This is a genomic window from Phaeobacter sp. G2, assembly GCA_025163595.1.
Lineage (GTDB): Bacteria > Pseudomonadota > Alphaproteobacteria > Rhodobacterales > Rhodobacteraceae > Pseudophaeobacter.
Genome location: CP104100.1, coordinates 141,576 through 160,361, shown reverse-complemented (window position 1 = coordinate 160,361; position 18,786 = coordinate 141,576). Strand labels below are relative to the sequence as shown.

The following is an 18,786-nucleotide window of genomic DNA, read 5'->3' as shown; positions in this document are numbered from 1 at the left end:
GGGGTTCATTTGGGCAAAAATCTCCCAGGGGTGAATTACGTAAAGCGCAAGAGGGGGCTGCCCGCGTTCTGTGTCCCGAGTTTCGTTTCCTTAGTGATCTTGCGCAAAGGGCGCGGCGTTCCCCCACAGTTGCAGCACACGTGCGTCGCGGCCACAGGCCTGACGGTAGCGTTTATACGCTGCAGCCTGACGTTTGGGCCCAAACCGGGTAAAGATCAACTTGCTGCCCTTGTAGTAATCTTGGTGGTAGTCTTCGGCGCGGTAAAAGGTGTCGGCATTCAGAATTGGCGTGACAATCTTTTGTCCCAGCTCCGCCTCAGCCTTGGCCAGTGCTTTTTCAGCAAGGGCCTTTTCGCCTGGGTTAGAGACAAAAACAGCGGTACGGTAGGTCTCTCCACGATCACAAAACTGGCCGCCTGCATCGGTGGGATCAATGGAGCGGAAAAACATATCCAGAAGATCAGCACGGCTGACACGGCTGGGGTCAAACCGAATTTCAACCGCCTCAAAATGGCCCGTGTTTCCCTTACCAACCTCGCTGTAGGTCGGGTTCACTGTGTGCCCCCCGGTGTAGCCTGAAATGGCGTCAACCACCCCTGGCACTGATTCAAAATCGCTTTCCACACACCAGAAACACCCCCCAGCAAGGGTGAGCGTCTCTTGGGTTTGGGCCTCGGCCTCTTGGCCGCGCAACACGAGGGCGAGAAGCATAAATACAGTAAGGGCGACGGGTTTAAGGGTTTTGAAAATCTGCATGTTGACCTCCGTTTTGACCAAACTGCCGAGGCTTTGGGTTTGGCTCAACCCTGTGTCATCAAATGTCACGGGGAGGTGAGCGCAAGTTACCGCTTGGAAATTGGATCCAATCCTTCTAGCGTGCCGGAAAAGGAGCCCCCCAATGCAAGACATCCCGAACAAATCAGAGAAGATGAGCACTCATCAGGCGACAGAAGACCAGCGTAATGAAGAGATCCTGATCTATCTGAACGGCAAAATTGTGCCCAAGGCGCAGGCCACGGTGAGTGTCTATGACAGTGGCTTTATGCTGGGGGATGGCGTCTGGGAAGGGCTGCGCCTGTATAATGGAACCTGGGCCTTTATCGACGAACATCTCGATCGGTTGTTCGAGGCGGCAAAGGCAATTGATCTGGATATTGGTCTGGACCGAGATGGCGTCAAACAGGCCGTGTTAGACACGCAAAAGGCCAATGAAATGACCACGGATGCCCATGCGCGTCTGATGATCACCCGCGGGGTAAAAACCCGCCCCTTCCAGCATCCATCGCTGTCGCAGCAGGGGCCAACCATGGTGATCATTATGGAGCACTCCAAGCCCAATCTGCCGCGTCCCATTCGACTGGCCACGGTACCGCATCTGCGGGGGCTGCCGATGACCCAGGATCCAAAACTCAACTCTCATTCCAAACTGAACTGCATCCTCGCCTGTATCGCCGCCGAAAAGGCTGGCGCTGACGAGGGGTTGATGCTGGATGTGAATGGCTTTGTGAACACTACCAACGCCTGTAACTTTTTCATCGTGCGCAGGGGCGCGGTTTGGACTTCGACTGGCGATTACTGCATGAATGGCATCACCCGGCAAAAGGTCATCGACCTGTGCCGCGCCAATGACATCCCGGTGTTTGAGCGAAACTATTCCTTGGTGGATACCTATGGGGCCGATGAGGCCTTTCTAACGGGGACCTTTGGCGCTCAGACACCAGTTGGAGATATTGACGGGCGCCAGATTGGCAGTGGTGAAATGGGGCCGGTCACCGAACGTATTCGGGGGCTTTATAAAGCGATGATCGAAGCGGAGTGCGCCTGATGCGAATTGCCATGTGGTCTGGCCCGCGCAACCTGTCTACGGCAATGATGTATGCCTTTGGCAATCGCGGCGATTGTGCGGTGGTGGATGAACCCTTTTATGCGGCCTATCTGGCCCTGACGGGTTTGCAGCATCCCATGCGGGAAGAGATCCTGGAGAGCCAATCACAAGAGGCCATCGAGGTTGCACAGGCGCTGGTAGGGCCGGTGCCGGCCGCAAAGCCCTATTTTTATCAAAAACACATGACCCAGCACATGATTGACGGGGTGCCGCGTGACTGGATGCGGCAGGTGACCAATGTGTTCCTGATCCGTCATCCGGCGCGGGTGATTGCCTCATATGCGGCGAAACGGGAAAACCCGACGCTGGATGATATTGGTTTCCGCCAGCAGGCAGAGCTGTTTGAACTGTGCCGAAGCTGGGGCCAGGACCCGGTGGTCGTCGACAGCCACGATATCCGCGACGACCCAGAGACCAAGTTGGAACAGCTTTGCGACAGGCTTGGTCTGCCGTTTTCGTCCAAAATGCTGCGTTGGCCCCCGGGCGGACATCCCAACGATGGCGTATGGGCGCCGGTTTGGTATGGTGCGGTGTGGAACTCATCCGGGTTTGCCGGGCGGGAAGGCCCTTTGCCAGAGGTGCCGGAGCATTTACGTCCGGTGTTGGAGGCGGCCATGCCCTATTATGAGGCAATGAAAGCGCAAAAGATCTGACCAGGGCAGGAGTGGGGGGCTTTGCCCCCCGCGCCAAAGGCGCTCCCCCCAAGGTATTTAGGGTAAGATGAAAGCTCAGCCGATCAGCTTACCCAGCTTCATCGCCGTGGCCATATCGCCGGAGATTTTGAGCTTACCCATCATCACACCGGTCATTGGGTTTAATTTTCCGGTCAGCAGTTTTACCAGATTGTCCTGAGAGAGTTTAATGGTGCAATCCGTGTCACGGTCGGTGGTTGATGCGGTGCCATCTGCCAGAATAATCACGCCGTCGCTGCCACAATCAAACTTCAAGGAGCCTGCAAAACTTTTGCCCTGAAGCTCTTTGGATATACCTTGTGCAATGTCGTGTAGCGCCATCGGATTACCTCATGAGACTGTCACCAAAGGGCTAAGCGAGCGCAGCTTCGCCCGCAACCTTGACGATGGGGAAAGCAACCGGTGAAGTGGCAGGACGCGCAAATTAGAGCATGTTTAGGCGATCGCTTCGAGGGTCACGTCGCAGGGGGTGGCTGCAAAGAATGTGGCGAGGACCTCGGCGAAGACATCGGGTGCGCCAGGGGTGGCGGCAAAAAGCGTCATGCTGGAACGTAGTTTTTTGGCGTCTGTGGTGCCCAGAATTGCTGCAGGGTCCTGACCCTGATGTGTGAGCATCAGCTCGGAAACTTCGATCAGTCGGGCACGCAGGACGTCATGGCCTAGAAAAGCAGTGGCTTCTGACAGGTCTTCGATGCCGTAAAGTTGCGCCATATGGGACTGGCCAAGTTCCGCCAGCTGCGGAAAGACGAACCACATCCAATGGCCGGTTTTCTTGCCGGATTTCAGCTCTGCCAAGACATCTGCCCAGACAGTGTCCTGGGCTTCGACAAACATCTCCAGCTCTTCCGCGAAATCATCTTCAAAGAGGTCATCCTCTTGATCAGTCATCCCAAACTCCGTCTGCGCCGATATTTTCCAGACCCTAGCGGATGCAGAACTACTGCGCCAGACGCTCTTTGAAACTATCAATATTTCGGATGCGGTCGCGGCTTAGGGGGTGGGTGGACAGCCAATCACGGCTGCCATCATGGGCATTGCTGATCTTGCCATATAATTGTTGTAAGAAAGGGCCACACCAATTGGTGCGGCCCCTTCAAAAGCTCAGTGTGTAAAGCCACTTACTTTTTCAAGCGACGATCGCGGGCGGCCAGTAGTTTAAGACGTAGTGCATTGAGCTGGATAAAGCCCGCTGCATCGGTCTGATCATAGGCGCCGGCATCTTCTTCAAAGGTCACATGGGCTTCGGAGTAGAGCGTGTGGTCCGACCAGCGGCCAACGCAGGTGGCGGAGCCTTTGTAGAGTTTGAGACGCACAGTGCCGGTGACATGGGTCTGGCTGGCGTCGATGGCGGCTTGCAGCATCTCACGCTCGGGGCTGTACCAGAAGCCGTTGTAGATCAGCTCGGCGTATTTTGGCATCAGCTCGTCTTTGAGGTGCATGGCGCCACGGTCCATGGTGATGCTCTCGATGCCGCGGTGCGCCTCCAGCAGCAGGGTGCCGCCGGGGGTTTCATAGATGCCGCGCGACTTCATGCCAACAAAGCGACCCTCAACCAGGTCGAGACGGCCGCAGCCGTGCTTGCCGCCGTATTCATTCAGCTTGGTCAGGATGGTGGCGGGCGACATGGCCTCACCATTGATCGAGACAGCATCGCCCTTTTCAAAGCCGACTTCGATGAACTCGGGCTCATTTGGCGCATCTTCGGGGTGAACGGTGCGCTGGTAGACGTAGTCGGGCGCCATGACGGCGGGATCTTCCAGAACTTTGCCCTCAGAAGAGGTGTGCAGCAGGTTGGCGTCAACCGAGAAAGGCGCTTCACCGCGCTTGTCCTTGGCGACGGGGATCTGGTTTTGCTCAGCGAACTCCAGCAGGCGGGTGCGCGAGGTCAGATCCCATTCACGCCAGGGTGCTATCACCTTGATGTCGGGGTTCAGCGCATAGGCGGCCAGCTCAAAACGCACCTGGTCGTTGCCCTTGCCGGTGGCGCCATGGGCCACGGCATCAGCGCCGGTGGCTTCGGCGATCTCAACCAGACGTTTGGAGATCAGCGGACGCGCGATTGAGGTGCCCAGCAGATAGAGACCCTCATAGACGGCATTGGCGCGGAACATCGGGAAGACAAAATCGCGCACGAACTCTTCGCGGACGTCCTCAATGTAGATGTTTTCCGGCTTGATGCCGAGCAGCTCAGCCTTTTGGCGGGCGGGCTCCAGCTCTTCACCCTGGCCGAGATCGGCGGTGAAGGTAACAACTTCGCAGCCATATTCGGTCTGCAGCCATTTCAGGATGATTGAGGTATCAAGGCCACCGGAATAGGCCAGCACAACTTTCTTGGGCGCGGACATAGAATTTCCTCTCAGTCAGATCGACTGGGCGATAGCGGGTTTCGAACGTGAGGGCAAGGTTTACTGGCCTTTTCCTGTATTGCGCACTCGCATAGCGTGCGACATAAAGCGCAGTATTGTGATGGAGAGAATTTAGATGAAGTCTTGGTCGATTTTTGCCCATTCCTTTGGGATGGTGTTTCGCAACCTGAAACAAGCCCTGCAGATTGGGCTGGTGCCTGTGGTGATTGCTTTTGTCGGTGTCTTTGCCGCGCTTTCATATATCGGAGTGTCTGTTTCTGTCCTTCAGGATGAGCAGGCTTTGGGGCTGTTGATTGCCAATAGTTGGATGGTTTTCTTCGCCACCTGGGTGTTTGTGATGATCATGATGTTGTGGATCGTGACCTCCTGGCACCGCTTTGTGCTGCTGGAAGAATACCCGCAGGGATGGGTTCCGCCGTTTCGGTTTGATCGCATTCTCTCTTACATCGGGCATGCTCTAATGCTCGGGATCTTGATGATGATCGCGATGATACCTGCGGCGATTGTGATGTTTGGCTTAAGTGCGATGTCACCAGTTCTAGCAGGTGTCTTTGCCATTATTCTGGTGCTTTCTGCTGTGGTTGGGCTGTACCGCCTGTTGCCGGTGCTTCCTGCTGCGGCCATTGGTAAGTCCCTGAAGATCAAAGAAGCATGGGAGGCAACCACGGGCGAAACCTGGACCATTGTTGGGCTTATTCTTATTGGTTTATTGTTTCAACTGTTGCTGAACATCATGGCGGCTCTGTTTGTGTTGGTGCCAATCATTGGGCCGATTGTTCTCTATGCAGTGTTGTTGGTCATGTCTTTGGTCAATGTCAGCATCCTCACCACACTTTATGGTCACTACATCGAAGGCCGCCCGATCTGACAAAGCCCGGATTGGTATTCTTCGGTATGCTTTGATCCTGCCCCCTTGCCTTGGGGGCGGGGTTGCGCCAATCAAGAGATATGACCGATTTTATGACCCAGGCCCGTGCGGCCGAGGCGGCGATGCGCGATGTGTTTCCGCCCACGCCGCTGCAAAAGAATGTCCACCTGTCCGAGCGCTTCGGGGCGGAAATTTACCTCAAGCGTGAGGATCTGAGCCCGGTCCGGTCTTACAAAATCCGCGGTGCCTTTAATGCCATGCGCAAGCAACCTGGCAAGGAGCTGTTTGTCTGTGCTTCAGCCGGCAATCACGCACAGGGCGTCGCCTTCATGTGCAAACACATGGCCGTCAAAGGCGTGATCTTTATGCCGGTGACCACACCGCAGCAAAAGATCCAGAAAACCCGGATGTTTGGTGGTGACAATGTCGAGATCCATTTGGTCGGTGACTATTTTGACGACACCTTGACGGCAGCGCAGCAGTGGTGCGCCCGTGAAGGCGGGCATTTCTTGTCGCCCTTTGACGATCCAGATGTGATCGAAGGCCAAAGCTCCATCGCAGTAGAGATGGAGGCGCAGTTGGGCGGGGTGCCTGATCATGTGATTTTGCCGGTGGGCGGCGGCGGTATGTCCGCCGGGGTGACCAGCTGGTTTGGCGACCGGGTTCATAGTCTTTTTGTGGAACCTGCGGGCGGTGCCTGCCTGCGCGCGGCGCTGACAGCTGGACGGCCGGTGTCCTTGGACAAGGTGGATACCTTTGTTGATGGCGCAGCGGTGGGGCGGCTGGGCGAGCGCCCTTTTGAGGTGCTGAAACATGTGGCTTTGCCAGATGTGATCGCGCTGCCTGAAGACCGGGTTTGCACCACCATGGTCGAAATGCTGAACGTCGAGGGAATCGTCTTGGAACCAGCCGGAGCCTTGGCCATCGAAGCACTGGGCGATCTGCGGACCTGGATTCGGGGCAAGACGGTTGTTTGCGTTACCTCTGGCGGGAATTTTGATTTTGAGCGCCTGCCCGAGGTCAAAGAACGGGCGCAGCGTTACTCTGGCGTGAAAAAATACTTTTTACTGCGGTTGCCACAGCGACCCGGCGCATTAAAAGAGTTTCTGGGCATTCTGGGGCCTGAGGATGATATTGCCCGATTTGAATATTTGAAAAAGTCGGCCCGCAATTTTGGCTCGGTCCTGATTGGGATCGAAACCAAACGACCAGAAAACTTTACGGACTTTTTAGCACGGCTGGATGACGCGGGTATGTCCTACACAGATATCACCAATGATGAGACTCTGGCTCAGTTTCTGATTTGAAGGATGGCGCTGAGGGGGAGGCTTGGTGATGCCGGTCGACAGGGCGTCGTCTGGTCGCCACAACCGGGGCCGCCAGCAGGGCGGCAGGCTGGCCGCAAGAGGCCAACCCAAGTCACAGTCCGCAGATCAAAGAAAGGGCGTTAGATTTTTGTAAAATTTGATGAAATTAAAGTGACAAACGTCAAACACCGGAGTGATGTAAACTAGCCTTGATTGGGAAGTTCCGTGAGAAAGCTGTGTTTTGAAGCTTCAAACATATCAAGAATCGCCGGCAGATCGACTTCGCTGGCCTGACCTTCAGCAGCCTGACGTTCACCTTGCAGGCAGAGCTTTGAAAAGCTGTCAAACCCGAGATTTAGGGCGCAGCCCTTGAGAAAATGCAGGTCCTGTTCAAGCTGGCTGCGATCATCGTCACGAAGTTTTTTGATAATTTCTTCGACTTCTTCCAGAAAAAGTTCCACAACTTCGCCGAAATCATCTTGACCGATCTCGTCTTTCAGCTCGTTTACCCGAGGCCAATCTATCATTGCGTGTTCCTATTTGCCTTCAGTTTGAGAGAGACAGCTAGTTTGTATGTAGTAAATTTAAGGTGAAAAAGGGGGCGAGAGACAATTTTCAATATTCATATCCTATTAAAGGTCTGCCCTGATAGTGACAGCAGATAGAAGACCGCGATCATTTTGTAAGAGGTACCGAGGGTGCTGCCGGACAGTTCACTGGACAACGAGGAACACGCTATGAGCGGGTCTATCAACCGTGTGTTGGTGGTCGACGACAGCCGTTTGCAGCGCCGCATTCTGGTTGCCTCTTTGCAGAAATGGGGATTCGATGTTGTTGAGGCCGAAAGCGGAGCCGCAGCAATGGAGATTTGCCGACAAGATCCGCCTGATTTGATTCTCAGCGATTGGATGATGCCGGGGATGAATGGCCTAGAATTTTGCCAGGCCTTTCGCGAACAATCCAAAGACAACTATGCCTATTTCATTCTGCTGACCTCCAAAAGTGAAAAGAATGAGGTGGCCGAAGGTCTGGATGCCGGGGCAGATGATTTCCTGACCAAGCCGGTGAGCTCGGATGAGCTGCGGGCGCGGATTTCGGCAGGGGAACGTATCCTGAAAATGCAGCGAGAGCTGTCAGAAAAGAACCGAATCGTTTCTGACACTCTGGATGAGCTGCAGAGCGTCTACGATGCCATCGACCAAGATCTCATTCAGGCCCGCAAGATACAGGAATCTCTGGTGCCCGAACTCTCAAAGGAGTTTGGGTCTTCTACCGTGAGCCTTTTGCTCAAACCCTGTGGCCATATCGGTGGCGATTTGGTTGGCATGTTCTGCCCAGGGGTGAATCGGATCGGCTTCTATTCGATTGATGTGTCCGGCCACGGGATTACCTCGGCGATGATGACAGCCCGTCTGGGGGGCTATCTGTCTTCGACCTATTTTGATCAGAATGTCGGTATGGAGCAGCGGTTCAAACGGTTCTACGCGTTGCGTCAACCGGATGAGGTTGCCCGCTTGCTGAACGCACGCCTGATTGCGGATACCGGCATCGAAGAATACTTCACCATGGCCTATTGTATCGTAGATCTGCGCAGCGGTGTGCTGAAGATGGTGCAGGCGGGGCATCCGCATCCCTTGCTGTTACGACGGGATGGCAGCACCGAATTTTTGGGCAAAGGTGGCGTTCCAATCGGTTTGGTGCCGGATATCAGTTATAGCCAGGAAGAAGTGGTTCTGGAAAAGGGTGACCGGTTGTTGCTCTATTCTGATGGCTTTACCGAAGCGCGGCTGGAGAACGGCGAGATGCTCGAGGTTGAAGGCCTGCTGGACCTGATCAGCAAATGCGATTCGCGTCAGAGCGGCAAGGAATTCCTGGATGATCTGTACTGGAACCTCACTCAGATCCTGTCGCAGGAATACGGGCTAGAGGACGATGTGTCCGCAACCCTGTTTGAATATGAGGGCCCCTGAGGTCTTCAGATCAGCGGTATTCCTCTGTTCAAGCCCAGGGGGAGCTCCCGCCAATCGTCAGATTATCAAAGATAATCCGCTCTTGTTGGGCCCGGCAGACCGCTAAAGCGGTCTGCGGTGGCGCGTCGGTTTGAGCTTTTGAAGACAGGCAAACGTGAAAACAGGAAAATGTGTCTTGCTCCCCTGAGAAAAGCTCGCCAACCGCAGCACGCTAAGGCGTGCTGCCCGGCCCAACCCTGTTGATTGGCGTTAGCCCTTCAAAAAGGGGCGGGAGCATTTGGGCTGTGTTTTGGCTTGGCTGCGGTTGCGGAACAGAGTGGCAAAATGGCGATCACCGTCATTTCCCAGGCGTTGAATCGCCTCCTCTGGCGACATCCAAACCGCCTCATGCTGGGATTCTGTCGGCGGCCCCAGTTTGCGCAGAGGGCGCGCCAGGTAGATGTGGCACAGTTTTTCTGCCCAGAGATCGTATTCCGGCATGAAAGTGTAGCGCCGAAATGCTCCGAGCCTTTGAGGTGCAGCAATGGACCAGCCGGTTTCTTCATAGACTTCGCGGTGCAGAGCGGGCAGGGGTGACTCTCCAGGATCGATACCGCCGCCGGGCAGCTGGATGTCGGGATGCGGGTCCATCTGGCAGGTCAGCAAAAACCGCCCATTTCGCGGCAATATTGCATAGGCTCCGGGGCGCATCTGATACCGCTGATTATGCCGTGGCACCGCGCCAAACCGTCTGATCATCTGCGCCCCCTTCACTCTATCGTGGAAAACCCTATATAGGCTCGATATGCCAATCATCGGCTCCTAATGAAACCCCCATGACCGTTGGATCAAACATGACTCTTGGATCAAAAATCGCATGGGACGATACCGTCCTGCCTTTTCAGCTTGATGCATCTGATATGCGGGGCCGTGTGGTGCGGCTTGATTCCGCGCTTGATGGCATTTTGAAACAACATAACTATCCGCCCCAAGTCGAGGCCCTGGTGGCTGAAATGGCACTGCTGACCGCGATGATCGGGCAAACGATCAAGCTGCGCTGGAAACTGTCGCTGCAGATTCAGTCCAAGGGCCCGGTGCGGATGATCGCCACCGATTATTACGCCCCGGCGAGCGAAGGCGAACCGGCCCGCATTCGTGCCTATGCCAGCTTTGATGCAGAGCGTCTGACCGATTCCGCGCCGTTTGATCAGGTGGGAGAAGGCTATTTTGCCGTGATGATCAACCAGGGCGAAGATACCAAACCCTACCAGGGGATTGCCGCGCTGGATGGCGAATCGCTGGCTGCCTGTGCTGGAGCCTATTTTGCTCAGTCCGAGCAGCTGCCGACGACCTTTACCCTCACCTATGGGAAATCCTCCAGCCCCGGTGTTGCCGAACATTGGCGCGCCGGTGGCGTGATGATGCAGCATATGCCAAAGGCTTCGCCTTTTGTGGCCGCCGATGCAGAGGGCAGCGGAGCCACGCTCCGGGCTGCGGATCTGGTCGAAGGCGAGGCTGAGGAAAACTGGAATCGCGTCAACACCCTGCTGAACACCGTCGAAGAGCTGGAGCTGATTGGCCCCTCAGTGACCCCAACCGAGCTGCTTTTGCGCCTGTTCCACGAGGAAGAACCACGGGTCTATGATGCGCAGGCGGTCCATTTTGGCTGCACCTGTTCCGAGGATCGCGTCCGTCAAAGCCTGTCGATCTACTCGGCCAAGGATATTGCCACCATGACCACGGATGACGGCCGGGTAACAGCCGACTGTCAGTTCTGCAGTGCGCATTATGATCTGGACCCAAAAACGGTTGGCTTTGAAGCGGAAACTGCTACCGATGAGTGAGCTGCGGCGCAGTCTGAAAGCCGTGCTGGCGGATCAGGGGGCGGGATCTTCGGATTTTGATCTCAACCCTGATCTCGCCCTTCCACCAGAACGCAGGCTGCGCCCAGCCGGGGTTCTGGTGGCGATCTCGCTGGTGGAAGACGCGCCACGGGTTATCCTGACAAAACGATCCTCGGCGTTGAAACACCACCCTGGCCAGATCGCCTTTCCCGGTGGGAAGGTGGATGAGGGTGATGTCGATGTCACTGCCGCCGCCCTGCGCGAGGCCTGGGAGGAGATTGGTCTACCCAAAGACCTGCCGGAGGTCATCGGCCTTTTGCCCAGCCACGAGACCGTCACCAGCTTTCAGGTGACCCCCGTGGTGGCATTGCTGCATGAGCCCTTTGATATTCGCCCCGAAGCCGGGGAAGTGGCCGAGGTCTTTTCCGTGCCACTCAGCCATGTGCTGGACCCGCACAATTATATCGTGACCTCACGCAGTTGGCGGGGCACCCGACGGCATTATTACACGGTGCCCTTTGGCCCCTATTATATCTGGGGCGCCACAGCGCGGATGCTGCGTAATCTTGCCGGGGCATTGCAGCAATGACCCTATTGGGGGGGCAGCCTTGGCTGACGGATCCAGCAACCCAAGCTGTTTGTGCGGCTTTGACCGCAGAGGGGACCGAACGGGGGGCGGCAGCCCTATTTGTTGGTGGCTGTGTGCGCAATGCCCTGATGGGCGTGCCGGTTTCCGACATTGATATTGCCACTGATGCCACCCCAGATGAGGTCGTGGCCCTGGCCAAAGCCGCAGGAATCAAGGCGATTCCAACCGGGATTGACCATGGCACGGTGACGCTGGTGCAAAACCAGATCCCCCACGAGGTGACGACGTTTCGCAAAGATGTTGCAACGGATGGCCGTCGCGCTGTGGTGGCCTTTTCCAAAGAGATCGCCGAGGATGCCGCGCGCCGCGATTTCACCATGAATGCGATCTATGCGCGCCCCGATGGCACAGTTGTCGATCCGCTGGGGGGTATGGCAGATCTGAAAGCGCGCCGGGTGCGGTTTATTGGCACCGCTGAACACCGCATTCGCGAAGACTACCTGCGCACCCTGCGCTATTTCAGGTTTCACGCCTGGTATGGCGACACCCACGCCGGGTTTGACCCGGATGCTCTGGCCGCGATTGCTGCCAATCTTGAGGGGCTGTCGCAGCTATCGCTGGAACGTGTCACGGCTGAGCTGTTGAAACTTCTCGGTGCGCCCGACCCAGCCCCGGCGATTGCAGTGATGCGCCAGATCGGTGTGTTGGGGCAAATTCTGCCGGGCGCAGATGACCGGGCGCTGGCACCGCTCATTCATTTGGAGGCCGGTGCACAGGTTGATCCGGTGCGGCGCCTGGCAGCGCTGGGCGGCGCTGAGATGCAGGGGCATTTGCGATTGAGCAAGGCAGAGGCCCGCCAGCTGGTGCAGCTGCGCGATGCCGTCAGCGCCTCTGCCACGGCGACCGAGCTGAGCTACCGGCTGGGGCGGGATCTGGCCCACAGTGCCTGCCTGTTGCGGGCAGCACTGTTGGAACAGCCCATTTTGCCTGAATTAGAGACTGATTTGGCGCGTGGTGCCGAAGCGATCTTTCCGATTGTCGCAGCTGATCTGATGCCTGATCTTTCGGGTGCGGCGCTGGGCACAGCCCTGAAACAGCTCGAGCAAGCCTGGATCGCGTCGGGCTTTGCTTTGGACCGTGCAGAGCTGCTGCAACAGTTGAAATAACGCCACAGACACCGGGCTTTGCCATGCGGGCCAAAAATCTGAGGGTGACAGACGATGGAATTTATGACTATTTCTGCCTTAGCCAAAACAATCATGCCGGGAGGAATGCGAATGTACTACGGGATCTGGTTTAGCTAACGCCGTACCACCCGTTTGAAGGGGGGCACGGTCACGCCTCTTGTCTGCATTTTTGCATTCCCTATTTGCTCAAGTAACTGGAGCACACTGTCATGTTTCGTTTTTTTGAAAACCTTATCGACCCCTATTGCGACTATCCGGAAACGGATCAACCGCCGACCCGGCTTTGGCCCTTTCTGAAGGCCTATTCGCAGCCGTTCAAAGCTGTGTTTATCCTGACTGCCTGCATGTCGGTGGTGGTGGCCGCAATCGAAATTGGTCTGATCTACTACATGGGGCGGGTGGTTGATCTGCTGTCCAACCCACCAGAGCAGGTCTGGCAGAGCTATGGCAGCGAGCTCATCCTGGTGGCGCTGTTCATCCTGGTGTTGCGCCCGTTGCTGCAGCTGGCGGATGTCTTGCTGCTCAACAACGCCATTTTGCCGAACTTTGGCACCTTGATCCGTTGGCGGGCCCATAAACATGTGCTGCGCCAGTCGGTGTCCTGGTTTGAGAATGATTTTGCCGGCCGGATTGCCAACCGCATCATGCAAACGCCGCCTGCAGCGGGCGAGGTGGTGTTTCAGGTCTTTGACGCGATTACCTTTTCGCTGGCCTATCTGGTGGGCGCGGCAATCATGCTGACGGTGGCAGACCCGCGACTGATGCTGCCGTTGCTGATCTGGTTTGTGCTTTATGGGGTTCTGGTGCGCTGGACGATTCAGCGGGTGGGACCGGCCAGCCAGGCGGCCTCGGATGCGCGGTCCACCGTGACGGGCCGGGTGGTGGACAGCTATTCGAATATCCATTCGGTCAAGATGTTCGCCCATGATGACCGGGAACTTTCCTATGCCAAAGACGCGATTGAAAAGACCCGCGAGACCTTTCAGCAGGAAATGCGCATCTTCACCGTGATGGACGGGGTTCTGGTGGGCTTGAACGGGTTGCTGATTGTTGGGGTTGTCGGCTGGGCGCTGCATCTGTGGATGATCGGGTCTGCCTCTGCCGGGGTGGTGGCGGCTGCAACGGCGCTGACCCTGCGGCTGAACGCCATGACCGGCTGGATCATGTGGGCGCTGACTTCGTTCTTTCGGCAGCTTGGTGTGGTGGCCGAGGGCATGGAGACAATCGCCCAGCCCATTGATCTGGTGGATGTCGCCAATGCCGCACCCCTGCGTCTGAGCCAGGGCGAGGTGGCGCTAAAAGATCTGTCGCATCACTATGGCCGCGAGGCTGGCGGGTTGGATCAGTTGAACCTGACCATCAAGCCGGGTGAAAAAATTGGTCTGGTGGGGCGTTCGGGGGCCGGAAAATCGACCTTGGTCAAGCTGCTGTTGCGGTTTTACGATCCGGATGCAGGGCAGATCCTGATTGATGGTCAGGATATCGCCAGCATCACCCAGGACAGTCTGCGCAGCAATATCGGTATGGTGCAGCAAGACAGCGCCCTGCTGCATCGCTCGGTGCGCGATAACCTGCTCTATGGGCGCCCGGATGCCAGGGAGGAGCAGATCCTGTCAGCAGCCAAACAGGCGCAGGCACATGAGTTTATTCTGGATCTGGAGGACCCGCAGGGGCGGCGTGGCTATGAGGCCCATGTGGGCGAGCGCGGCGTCAAGCTTTCTGGTGGCCAGCGTCAACGGATCACTCTGGCGCGGGTGATCCTGAAGGATGCGCCGATCCTGCTGCTGGATGAGGCCACCTCGGCGCTGGATTCCGAGGTCGAAGCCGCCATCCAAGAGACTCTTTATGGGATGATGGAGGGCAAGACGGTGATTGCCATTGCACATCGGCTGTCCACCATCGCACAGATGGACCGCATTCTGGTACTGGATGACGGGAAGATCGCAGAGCAAGGTTGCCACGAGGAGCTGTTGCAGGCTCAAGGGCTTTATGCCCAGTTCTGGGCGCGTCAGTCCGGCGGATTTTTGAATATCGAGGCAGCTGAATGAAACTAGGCAATCTGATCGACGCCTTCCAACCGGCCAAGGGACCACCGCCACAACAACTGGGGGGGTTCCTGCGCTGGGTGCTGGCCGGAGCCTGGCCGATGCTTTTTCTGGCGGCGGCGATTTCTGCCTTTGCCGGCGCCATGGAGGCGGGAACCGCCTTTTTCCTGGGACTGGTGATCGACACCGCCCTGGCCAGCGGGCCGGATGCGTTTTTCAGCAGCGGCAATATCCTGGTGATCCTGGGGGCGCTGGGCTTTTTCATGCTGGTGCGGCCAGTGCTTTTTGGGCTTTCTGCGGCGTCTAATGCCATCATTGTACAGCCGAATGTGAACCCGTTGGTGTTGTCGCGGCTTAACCGCTGGACACTGGGCCAGTCGGTGCGGTTCTTTGACGATGATTTTGCGGGACGCATTGCGCAAAAGCAGATGCAAACGGCTTCGGCGGTGACCTCGGTTGCGACCGAGATGATCAATGTGGTGGCCTTTGCCCTGGCTTCATTGCTGGGCTCGCTGGCGCTGCTTGGGGCGATTGATAGCCGCATAACCCTGTTGTTTTTGCTCTGGCTGGTGGGATATTTTGCCCTGATCCGCTGGTTCCTGCCGCGGGTGCGCCAGCGGTCGGGCAAACGCGCAGGGGCGCGGGCGATGGTGTCTGGGCAGGTGGTAGACAGCATTACCAATATCAAGACGGTTAAGCTGTTCGCCCATGCCACCCATGAGGAACGCAGCGCCCAGGATGCGATGGCGAAATTCCGCGATACCGCACTGGACTTTGGCTATCTAGCCGCCAGTTTCCGGTTTTGCTTGATGACCCTTGCGGGGCTTTTGCCGGTGCTTTTGATCGGCGCCACCCTGCTGTTGTGGCGCAACGGTATGGCCAGCGAGGGCGATATTGTCGCCGCCGGAGCTGTCTCGATCCGTATCGCCCAGATGACCGGCTGGGTCAGTTTCACCCTGATGGCGATCTACTCGAATGTGGGGGAGATCGAAAACGGCATGAAGACCCTGTCCCGCCCTGATCGGGTCGAAGATATAGAAACTGCAGAGCCGTTGCTGGTCAGCGAAGGGGCGATCAGCTTTGATGATGTCGCCTTTGCCTATGGCCGCGATATGGGCGGCATCCGCAATATCTCGCTGGCCATCAAACCGGGTGAAAAACTGGGCATTGTTGGCGCCTCGGGGGCGGGGAAGTCTACCCTCGTGTCTCTGCTGTTGCGGCTCTATGACGGGGAAGGTGGCAAGATTCTGATCGACGGGCAGGATATTGCCGGGGTGACGCAGGATTCCCTGCGCGGTCAGATTGGCATGGTCACTCAGGAAACCGCGATGTTCAATCGGTCGGCGCGGGATAACATCCTGTATGGTCGGCCCGATGCCAGCGAGGCAGAACTGATCGCAGCGGCAAAACAGGCCGAGGCGCATGAGTTCATTCTCGATCTCGAAGACGGGCAGGGACGTCAGGGTTATGATGCCTTTCTTGGCGAACGGGGGGTCAAACTGTCAGGCGGGCAGCGGCAGCGGATTGCTCTGGCGCGGGCGATTCTGAAGGACGCTCCGATTCTGATCATGGATGAGGCCACCTCGGCGCTGGATTCCGAGGTAGAGGCGCTGATCCAGGCCGCATTGGAACGGGTGATGCAGGGCAAGACGGTGCTGGCCATCGCGCATCGCCTGTCAACATTGAGCGAAATGGACCGGATCATCGTGATGGAACAGGGGCAGATTGCCGAGATTGGCAGCCATAGGGAATTGCTGGATTTGGGCGGGCTCTATGCGCAGTTTTGGGCGCGCCAGTCGGGTGGCTTTATCTGCACCGATGCGGAGGACAGCGCCGCCGCCGAGTGATTTTGCCAAAACTGCGGCCTGCACACATAAAACCCGGCTTTCTCTGCGATTGTCGGGTTTTGTCCTTTTTTCATTAGGCCGCAGTCGCTATCTAGCCTGAATGACAGATGTAGCCAGAACCACAGCAACCATCCTTCGACTCGGCCACCAAGGTGACGGAGTCGCCCATGGCCCGCTTTTTGCCCCCCGCACCCTGCCAGACGAGCAGGTGAGCGGCGTGCAAGAGGGGTCACAATTGACCGATATCCGTATCGAGACCCCGTCCGAGCACCGTATTCAGGCGCCCTGCCGCCACTACAAATCCTGCGGTGGCTGCCAGCTGCAGCACGCCAGCGATGGGTTTGTTGCCGATTGGAAGCTGGGAATTGTGGAAAAAGCACTGGCGGCCCAGGGGGTGGAGACAACATTGCGCCCCATCCATACCTCGCCCGCGCAGACGCGACGCCGCGCTACTCTGGCGGTGCGGCGTACCAAAAAGGGGGCCATGGCCGGGTTTCACGGGCGGGCCTCTGGGGTGATCACGCCGATCCCGGATTGCCAGTTGCTGGACCCGGATTTGATCGCTGCCATCCCCCTGGCCGAGGCCCTGGCGATGACTGGCGCCAGCCGCAAGACACCGCTTTCTGTGACGCTCACCACTTCTGAAACCGGGCTGGACGTATTGGTGCGGGATGGCAAACCATTGGACAGCACCCTGCGCAGCGCGCTTGCTGAACTGGCCGGGCAGCACGGGGTTGCGCGTCTGACTTGGGAGGATGAGCAGGTGGCGATGGAACAACCGCCCTTGCAAGCCTTTGGCACCGCGCGGGTCTGTCCGCCGCCGGGCTCCTTTCTGCAGGCGACCCGTGACGGCGAAGCCGCGTTGCTGGCTGGCGTTCTGGAGATCACCAAAGGCGCCAAGCGCATCGTTGATTTCTTTGCGGGCTGCGGCACCTTTTCGCTGCCCCTGGCGGCCCATGCCGAAGTTTTGGCGCTGGAAAGCGAGCCCGCGATGATCGAGGCGCTGAATTTGGGCTGGCGTCAGGGCAAGGGGTTGAAAAAGCTCACCGCCGAAGTGCGGGATCTGTTCCGCAATCCGCTGCTGCCCGAAGACCTGAAACCCTTTGGCGCCTTTTTTGAGGCGGCAGTGATTGACCCGCCCCGCGCCGGGGCCGAGGCCCAGGTGGCGCAGTTGGCCGAATCGCGGATACCGGTGATCGCCTATGTTTCCTGCAACCCGGTGACCTTTGCCCGTGATGCCAAGACCCTGGTGGCAGCCGGCTATAAGCTCAACTGGGTGCAGGTTGTTGACCAGTTCAGATGGTCAGCCCATACCGAAGTTGTTGCCAGCTTTACGCTGGATGATTGATGCAATTTTACCCTGATGAGCAGAGCCGGATAGATTCTGATGACTGTGATTGATCGCCTGAACGGACTTTTGGAAGACACCCGATTTACCCGCTTCATCATGGCGGTGATCATGGTCAATGCGGTGACCCTGGGGTTGGAAACCTCGCAAGTGGCGATGGCGCGGGCCGGTGAACTGATCCATCTGATCGACAAGATTTGCCTGGGTGTCTTTATCGTCGAAATCCTGCTCAAGCTGATCGTGCGGCGCTTCAAATTTTTCCTGAGCGGCTGGAGCCTGTTTGATTTTGTGATTGTTGGTGTTGCCCTGGTTCCTGGTGCACAGGGGTTTTCAGTGCTGCGCGCCCTGCGAATCCTGCGGGTGTTGCGGGTGATTTCTGTCGCCCCCAGCCTGCGCCGGGTGGTTGAGGGGTTTGTCACCGCCCTACCGGGCATGGGCTCGGTTTTTCTGCTGATGGCGATCATCTTCTACATTGGCTCGGTTATGGCGACCAAACTGTTTGGCGCCAGCTTTCCGCAGTGGTTTGGTACCCTGGGGCAATCGGGATATTCGCTGTTTCAGATCATGACGCTGGAAAGCTGGTCCATGGGGATCGTGCGGCCGGTGATGGAGGTCTATCCCCATGCCTGGGCGTTCTTTGTGCCCTTTATCATGGTGACAACATTTGCGGTGGTGAACCTGCTGGTTGGTCTGATTGTGAACTCGATGCAGGATGCGCACTCAGCCGAAGAAGGGGAGCGGACAGATGCCTACCGTGACGAAGTCCTGGAACGCCTGAAGGCAATCGAGGGGCAGCTTGCGGCGGTGAAATCCGCCGAAACCGTGCCTGGCGAGCAACCAGACAGCAAGTTGTGATTTT

The 18,786-nt window shown here is 57.3% G+C and carries 18 protein-coding genes; 12 read left to right on the top strand and 6 right to left on the bottom strand.

Features of this window, described 5'->3' with window-relative positions:
- Positions 1–90 precede the first annotated feature (90 nt).
- Entirely contained in the window at positions 91–756 is a 666-nt protein-coding gene (msrA, locus tag N1037_00785; GenBank protein ID UWS79584.1) for a peptide-methionine (S)-S-oxide reductase MsrA, read from the bottom strand.
- Between the two features lie 142 nt (positions 757–898).
- On the opposite strand from msrA, the gene N1037_00780 reads away from it, so the two are divergent.
- Both N1037_00780 and N1037_00775 read left to right on the top strand, forming a co-directional pair.
- The gene (locus N1037_00780; protein UWS79583.1) at positions 899–1,825 is read left to right on the top strand and encodes a D-amino acid aminotransferase; all 927 of its coding nucleotides are present in this window, start codon (positions 899–901) and stop codon (positions 1,823–1,825) included.
- Complete coding sequence (locus N1037_00775; GenBank protein ID UWS79582.1) at positions 1,825–2,538, top strand: sulfotransferase; 714 nt, start codon at positions 1,825–1,827, stop codon at positions 2,536–2,538. Before N1037_00780 ends, N1037_00775 begins: the two co-directional genes overlap by 1 nt.
- 75 nt (positions 2,539–2,613) lie before the next feature.
- Here N1037_00775 and N1037_00770 read toward each other — a convergent pair whose 3' ends face one another.
- From N1037_00770 to N1037_00760, 3 genes are all read right to left on the bottom strand, one after another.
- Entirely contained in the window at positions 2,614–2,898 is a 285-nt protein-coding gene (locus tag N1037_00770) for an SCP2 sterol-binding domain-containing protein (protein UWS79581.1), read from the bottom strand.
- 114 nt (positions 2,899–3,012) lie between these two features.
- Positions 3,013–3,465 carry a DUF1810 domain-containing protein gene (locus N1037_00765; protein UWS79580.1) on the bottom strand — a complete coding sequence of 151 codons (453 nt, stop codon included), beginning with the start codon at positions 3,463–3,465 and terminating at the stop codon, positions 3,013–3,015.
- Between the two features lie 230 nt (positions 3,466–3,695).
- Positions 3,696–4,922 carry an argininosuccinate synthase gene (locus N1037_00760; GenBank protein UWS79579.1) on the bottom strand — a complete coding sequence of 409 codons (1,227 nt, stop codon included), beginning with the start codon at positions 4,920–4,922 and terminating at the stop codon, positions 3,696–3,698.
- 136 nt (positions 4,923–5,058) lie between these two features.
- On the opposite strand from N1037_00760, the gene N1037_00755 reads away from it, so the two are divergent.
- Positions 5,059–5,811, top strand: a complete 753-nt coding sequence (locus N1037_00755) for a hypothetical protein (GenBank protein ID UWS79578.1) — start codon at positions 5,059–5,061, stop codon at positions 5,809–5,811.
- An 80-nt stretch (positions 5,812–5,891) separates the two neighbouring features.
- Positions 5,892–7,118 (top strand): threonine ammonia-lyase IlvA, encoded by a 1,227-nt coding sequence (gene ilvA, locus N1037_00750; GenBank protein UWS79577.1) that lies wholly within the window; start codon positions 5,892–5,894, stop codon positions 7,116–7,118.
- 203 nt (positions 7,119–7,321) lie between these two features.
- On the opposite strand, the gene N1037_00745 is transcribed toward ilvA, so the two are convergent.
- Positions 7,322–7,645: an Hpt domain-containing protein gene (locus tag N1037_00745; GenBank protein ID UWS79576.1), complete on the bottom strand. Its 324-nt coding sequence runs from the start codon at positions 7,643–7,645 to the stop codon at positions 7,322–7,324.
- A 171-nt stretch (positions 7,646–7,816) separates the two neighbouring features.
- Between N1037_00745 and N1037_00740 the strand changes: the two genes are divergently transcribed.
- Positions 7,817–9,088, top strand: a complete 1,272-nt coding sequence (locus N1037_00740) for a SpoIIE family protein phosphatase (protein ID UWS79575.1) — start codon at positions 7,817–7,819, stop codon at positions 9,086–9,088.
- Positions 9,089–9,337: 249 nt separating this feature from the next.
- Here N1037_00740 and N1037_00735 read toward each other — a convergent pair whose 3' ends face one another.
- Complete coding sequence (locus N1037_00735) at positions 9,338–9,826, bottom strand: NUDIX hydrolase (GenBank protein UWS79574.1); 489 nt, start codon at positions 9,824–9,826, stop codon at positions 9,338–9,340.
- 95 nt (positions 9,827–9,921) lie between these two features.
- Here N1037_00735 and N1037_00730 point away from each other — a divergent pair, with 95 nt between their 5' ends.
- The 7 genes from N1037_00730 (at position 9,922) to N1037_00700 (ending at position 18,782) form a co-directional block, all read left to right on the top strand.
- A complete protein-coding gene (locus tag N1037_00730) occupies positions 9,922–10,911 on the top strand; it encodes an Hsp33 family molecular chaperone HslO (protein ID UWS81413.1) in 990 nt (329 codons plus the stop codon).
- Positions 10,904–11,500, top strand: a complete 597-nt coding sequence (locus N1037_00725; GenBank protein UWS79573.1) for a CoA pyrophosphatase — start codon at positions 10,904–10,906, stop codon at positions 11,498–11,500. Before N1037_00730 ends, N1037_00725 begins: the two co-directional genes overlap by 8 nt.
- Positions 11,497–12,666, top strand: a complete 1,170-nt coding sequence (locus tag N1037_00720) for a CCA tRNA nucleotidyltransferase (protein UWS79572.1) — start codon at positions 11,497–11,499, stop codon at positions 12,664–12,666. The genes N1037_00725 and N1037_00720 overlap by 4 nt, the downstream gene beginning before the upstream one ends.
- Positions 12,667–12,896: 230 nt before the next feature.
- Positions 12,897–14,735 carry an ABC transporter ATP-binding protein/permease gene (locus N1037_00715; GenBank protein ID UWS79571.1) on the top strand — a complete coding sequence of 613 codons (1,839 nt, stop codon included), beginning with the start codon at positions 12,897–12,899 and terminating at the stop codon, positions 14,733–14,735.
- Entirely contained in the window at positions 14,732–16,579 is a 1,848-nt protein-coding gene (locus tag N1037_00710) for an ABC transporter ATP-binding protein/permease (protein ID UWS79570.1), read from the top strand. Before N1037_00715 ends, N1037_00710 begins: the two co-directional genes overlap by 4 nt.
- A gap of 100 nt (positions 16,580–16,679) precedes the next feature.
- Entirely contained in the window at positions 16,680–17,927 is a 1,248-nt protein-coding gene (locus N1037_00705) for a class I SAM-dependent RNA methyltransferase (GenBank protein ID UWS79569.1), read from the top strand.
- A 39-nt stretch (positions 17,928–17,966) separates the two neighbouring features.
- Entirely contained in the window at positions 17,967–18,782 is an 816-nt protein-coding gene (locus N1037_00700) for an ion transporter (GenBank protein UWS79568.1), read from the top strand.
- Positions 18,783–18,786: the final 4 nt, after the last annotated feature.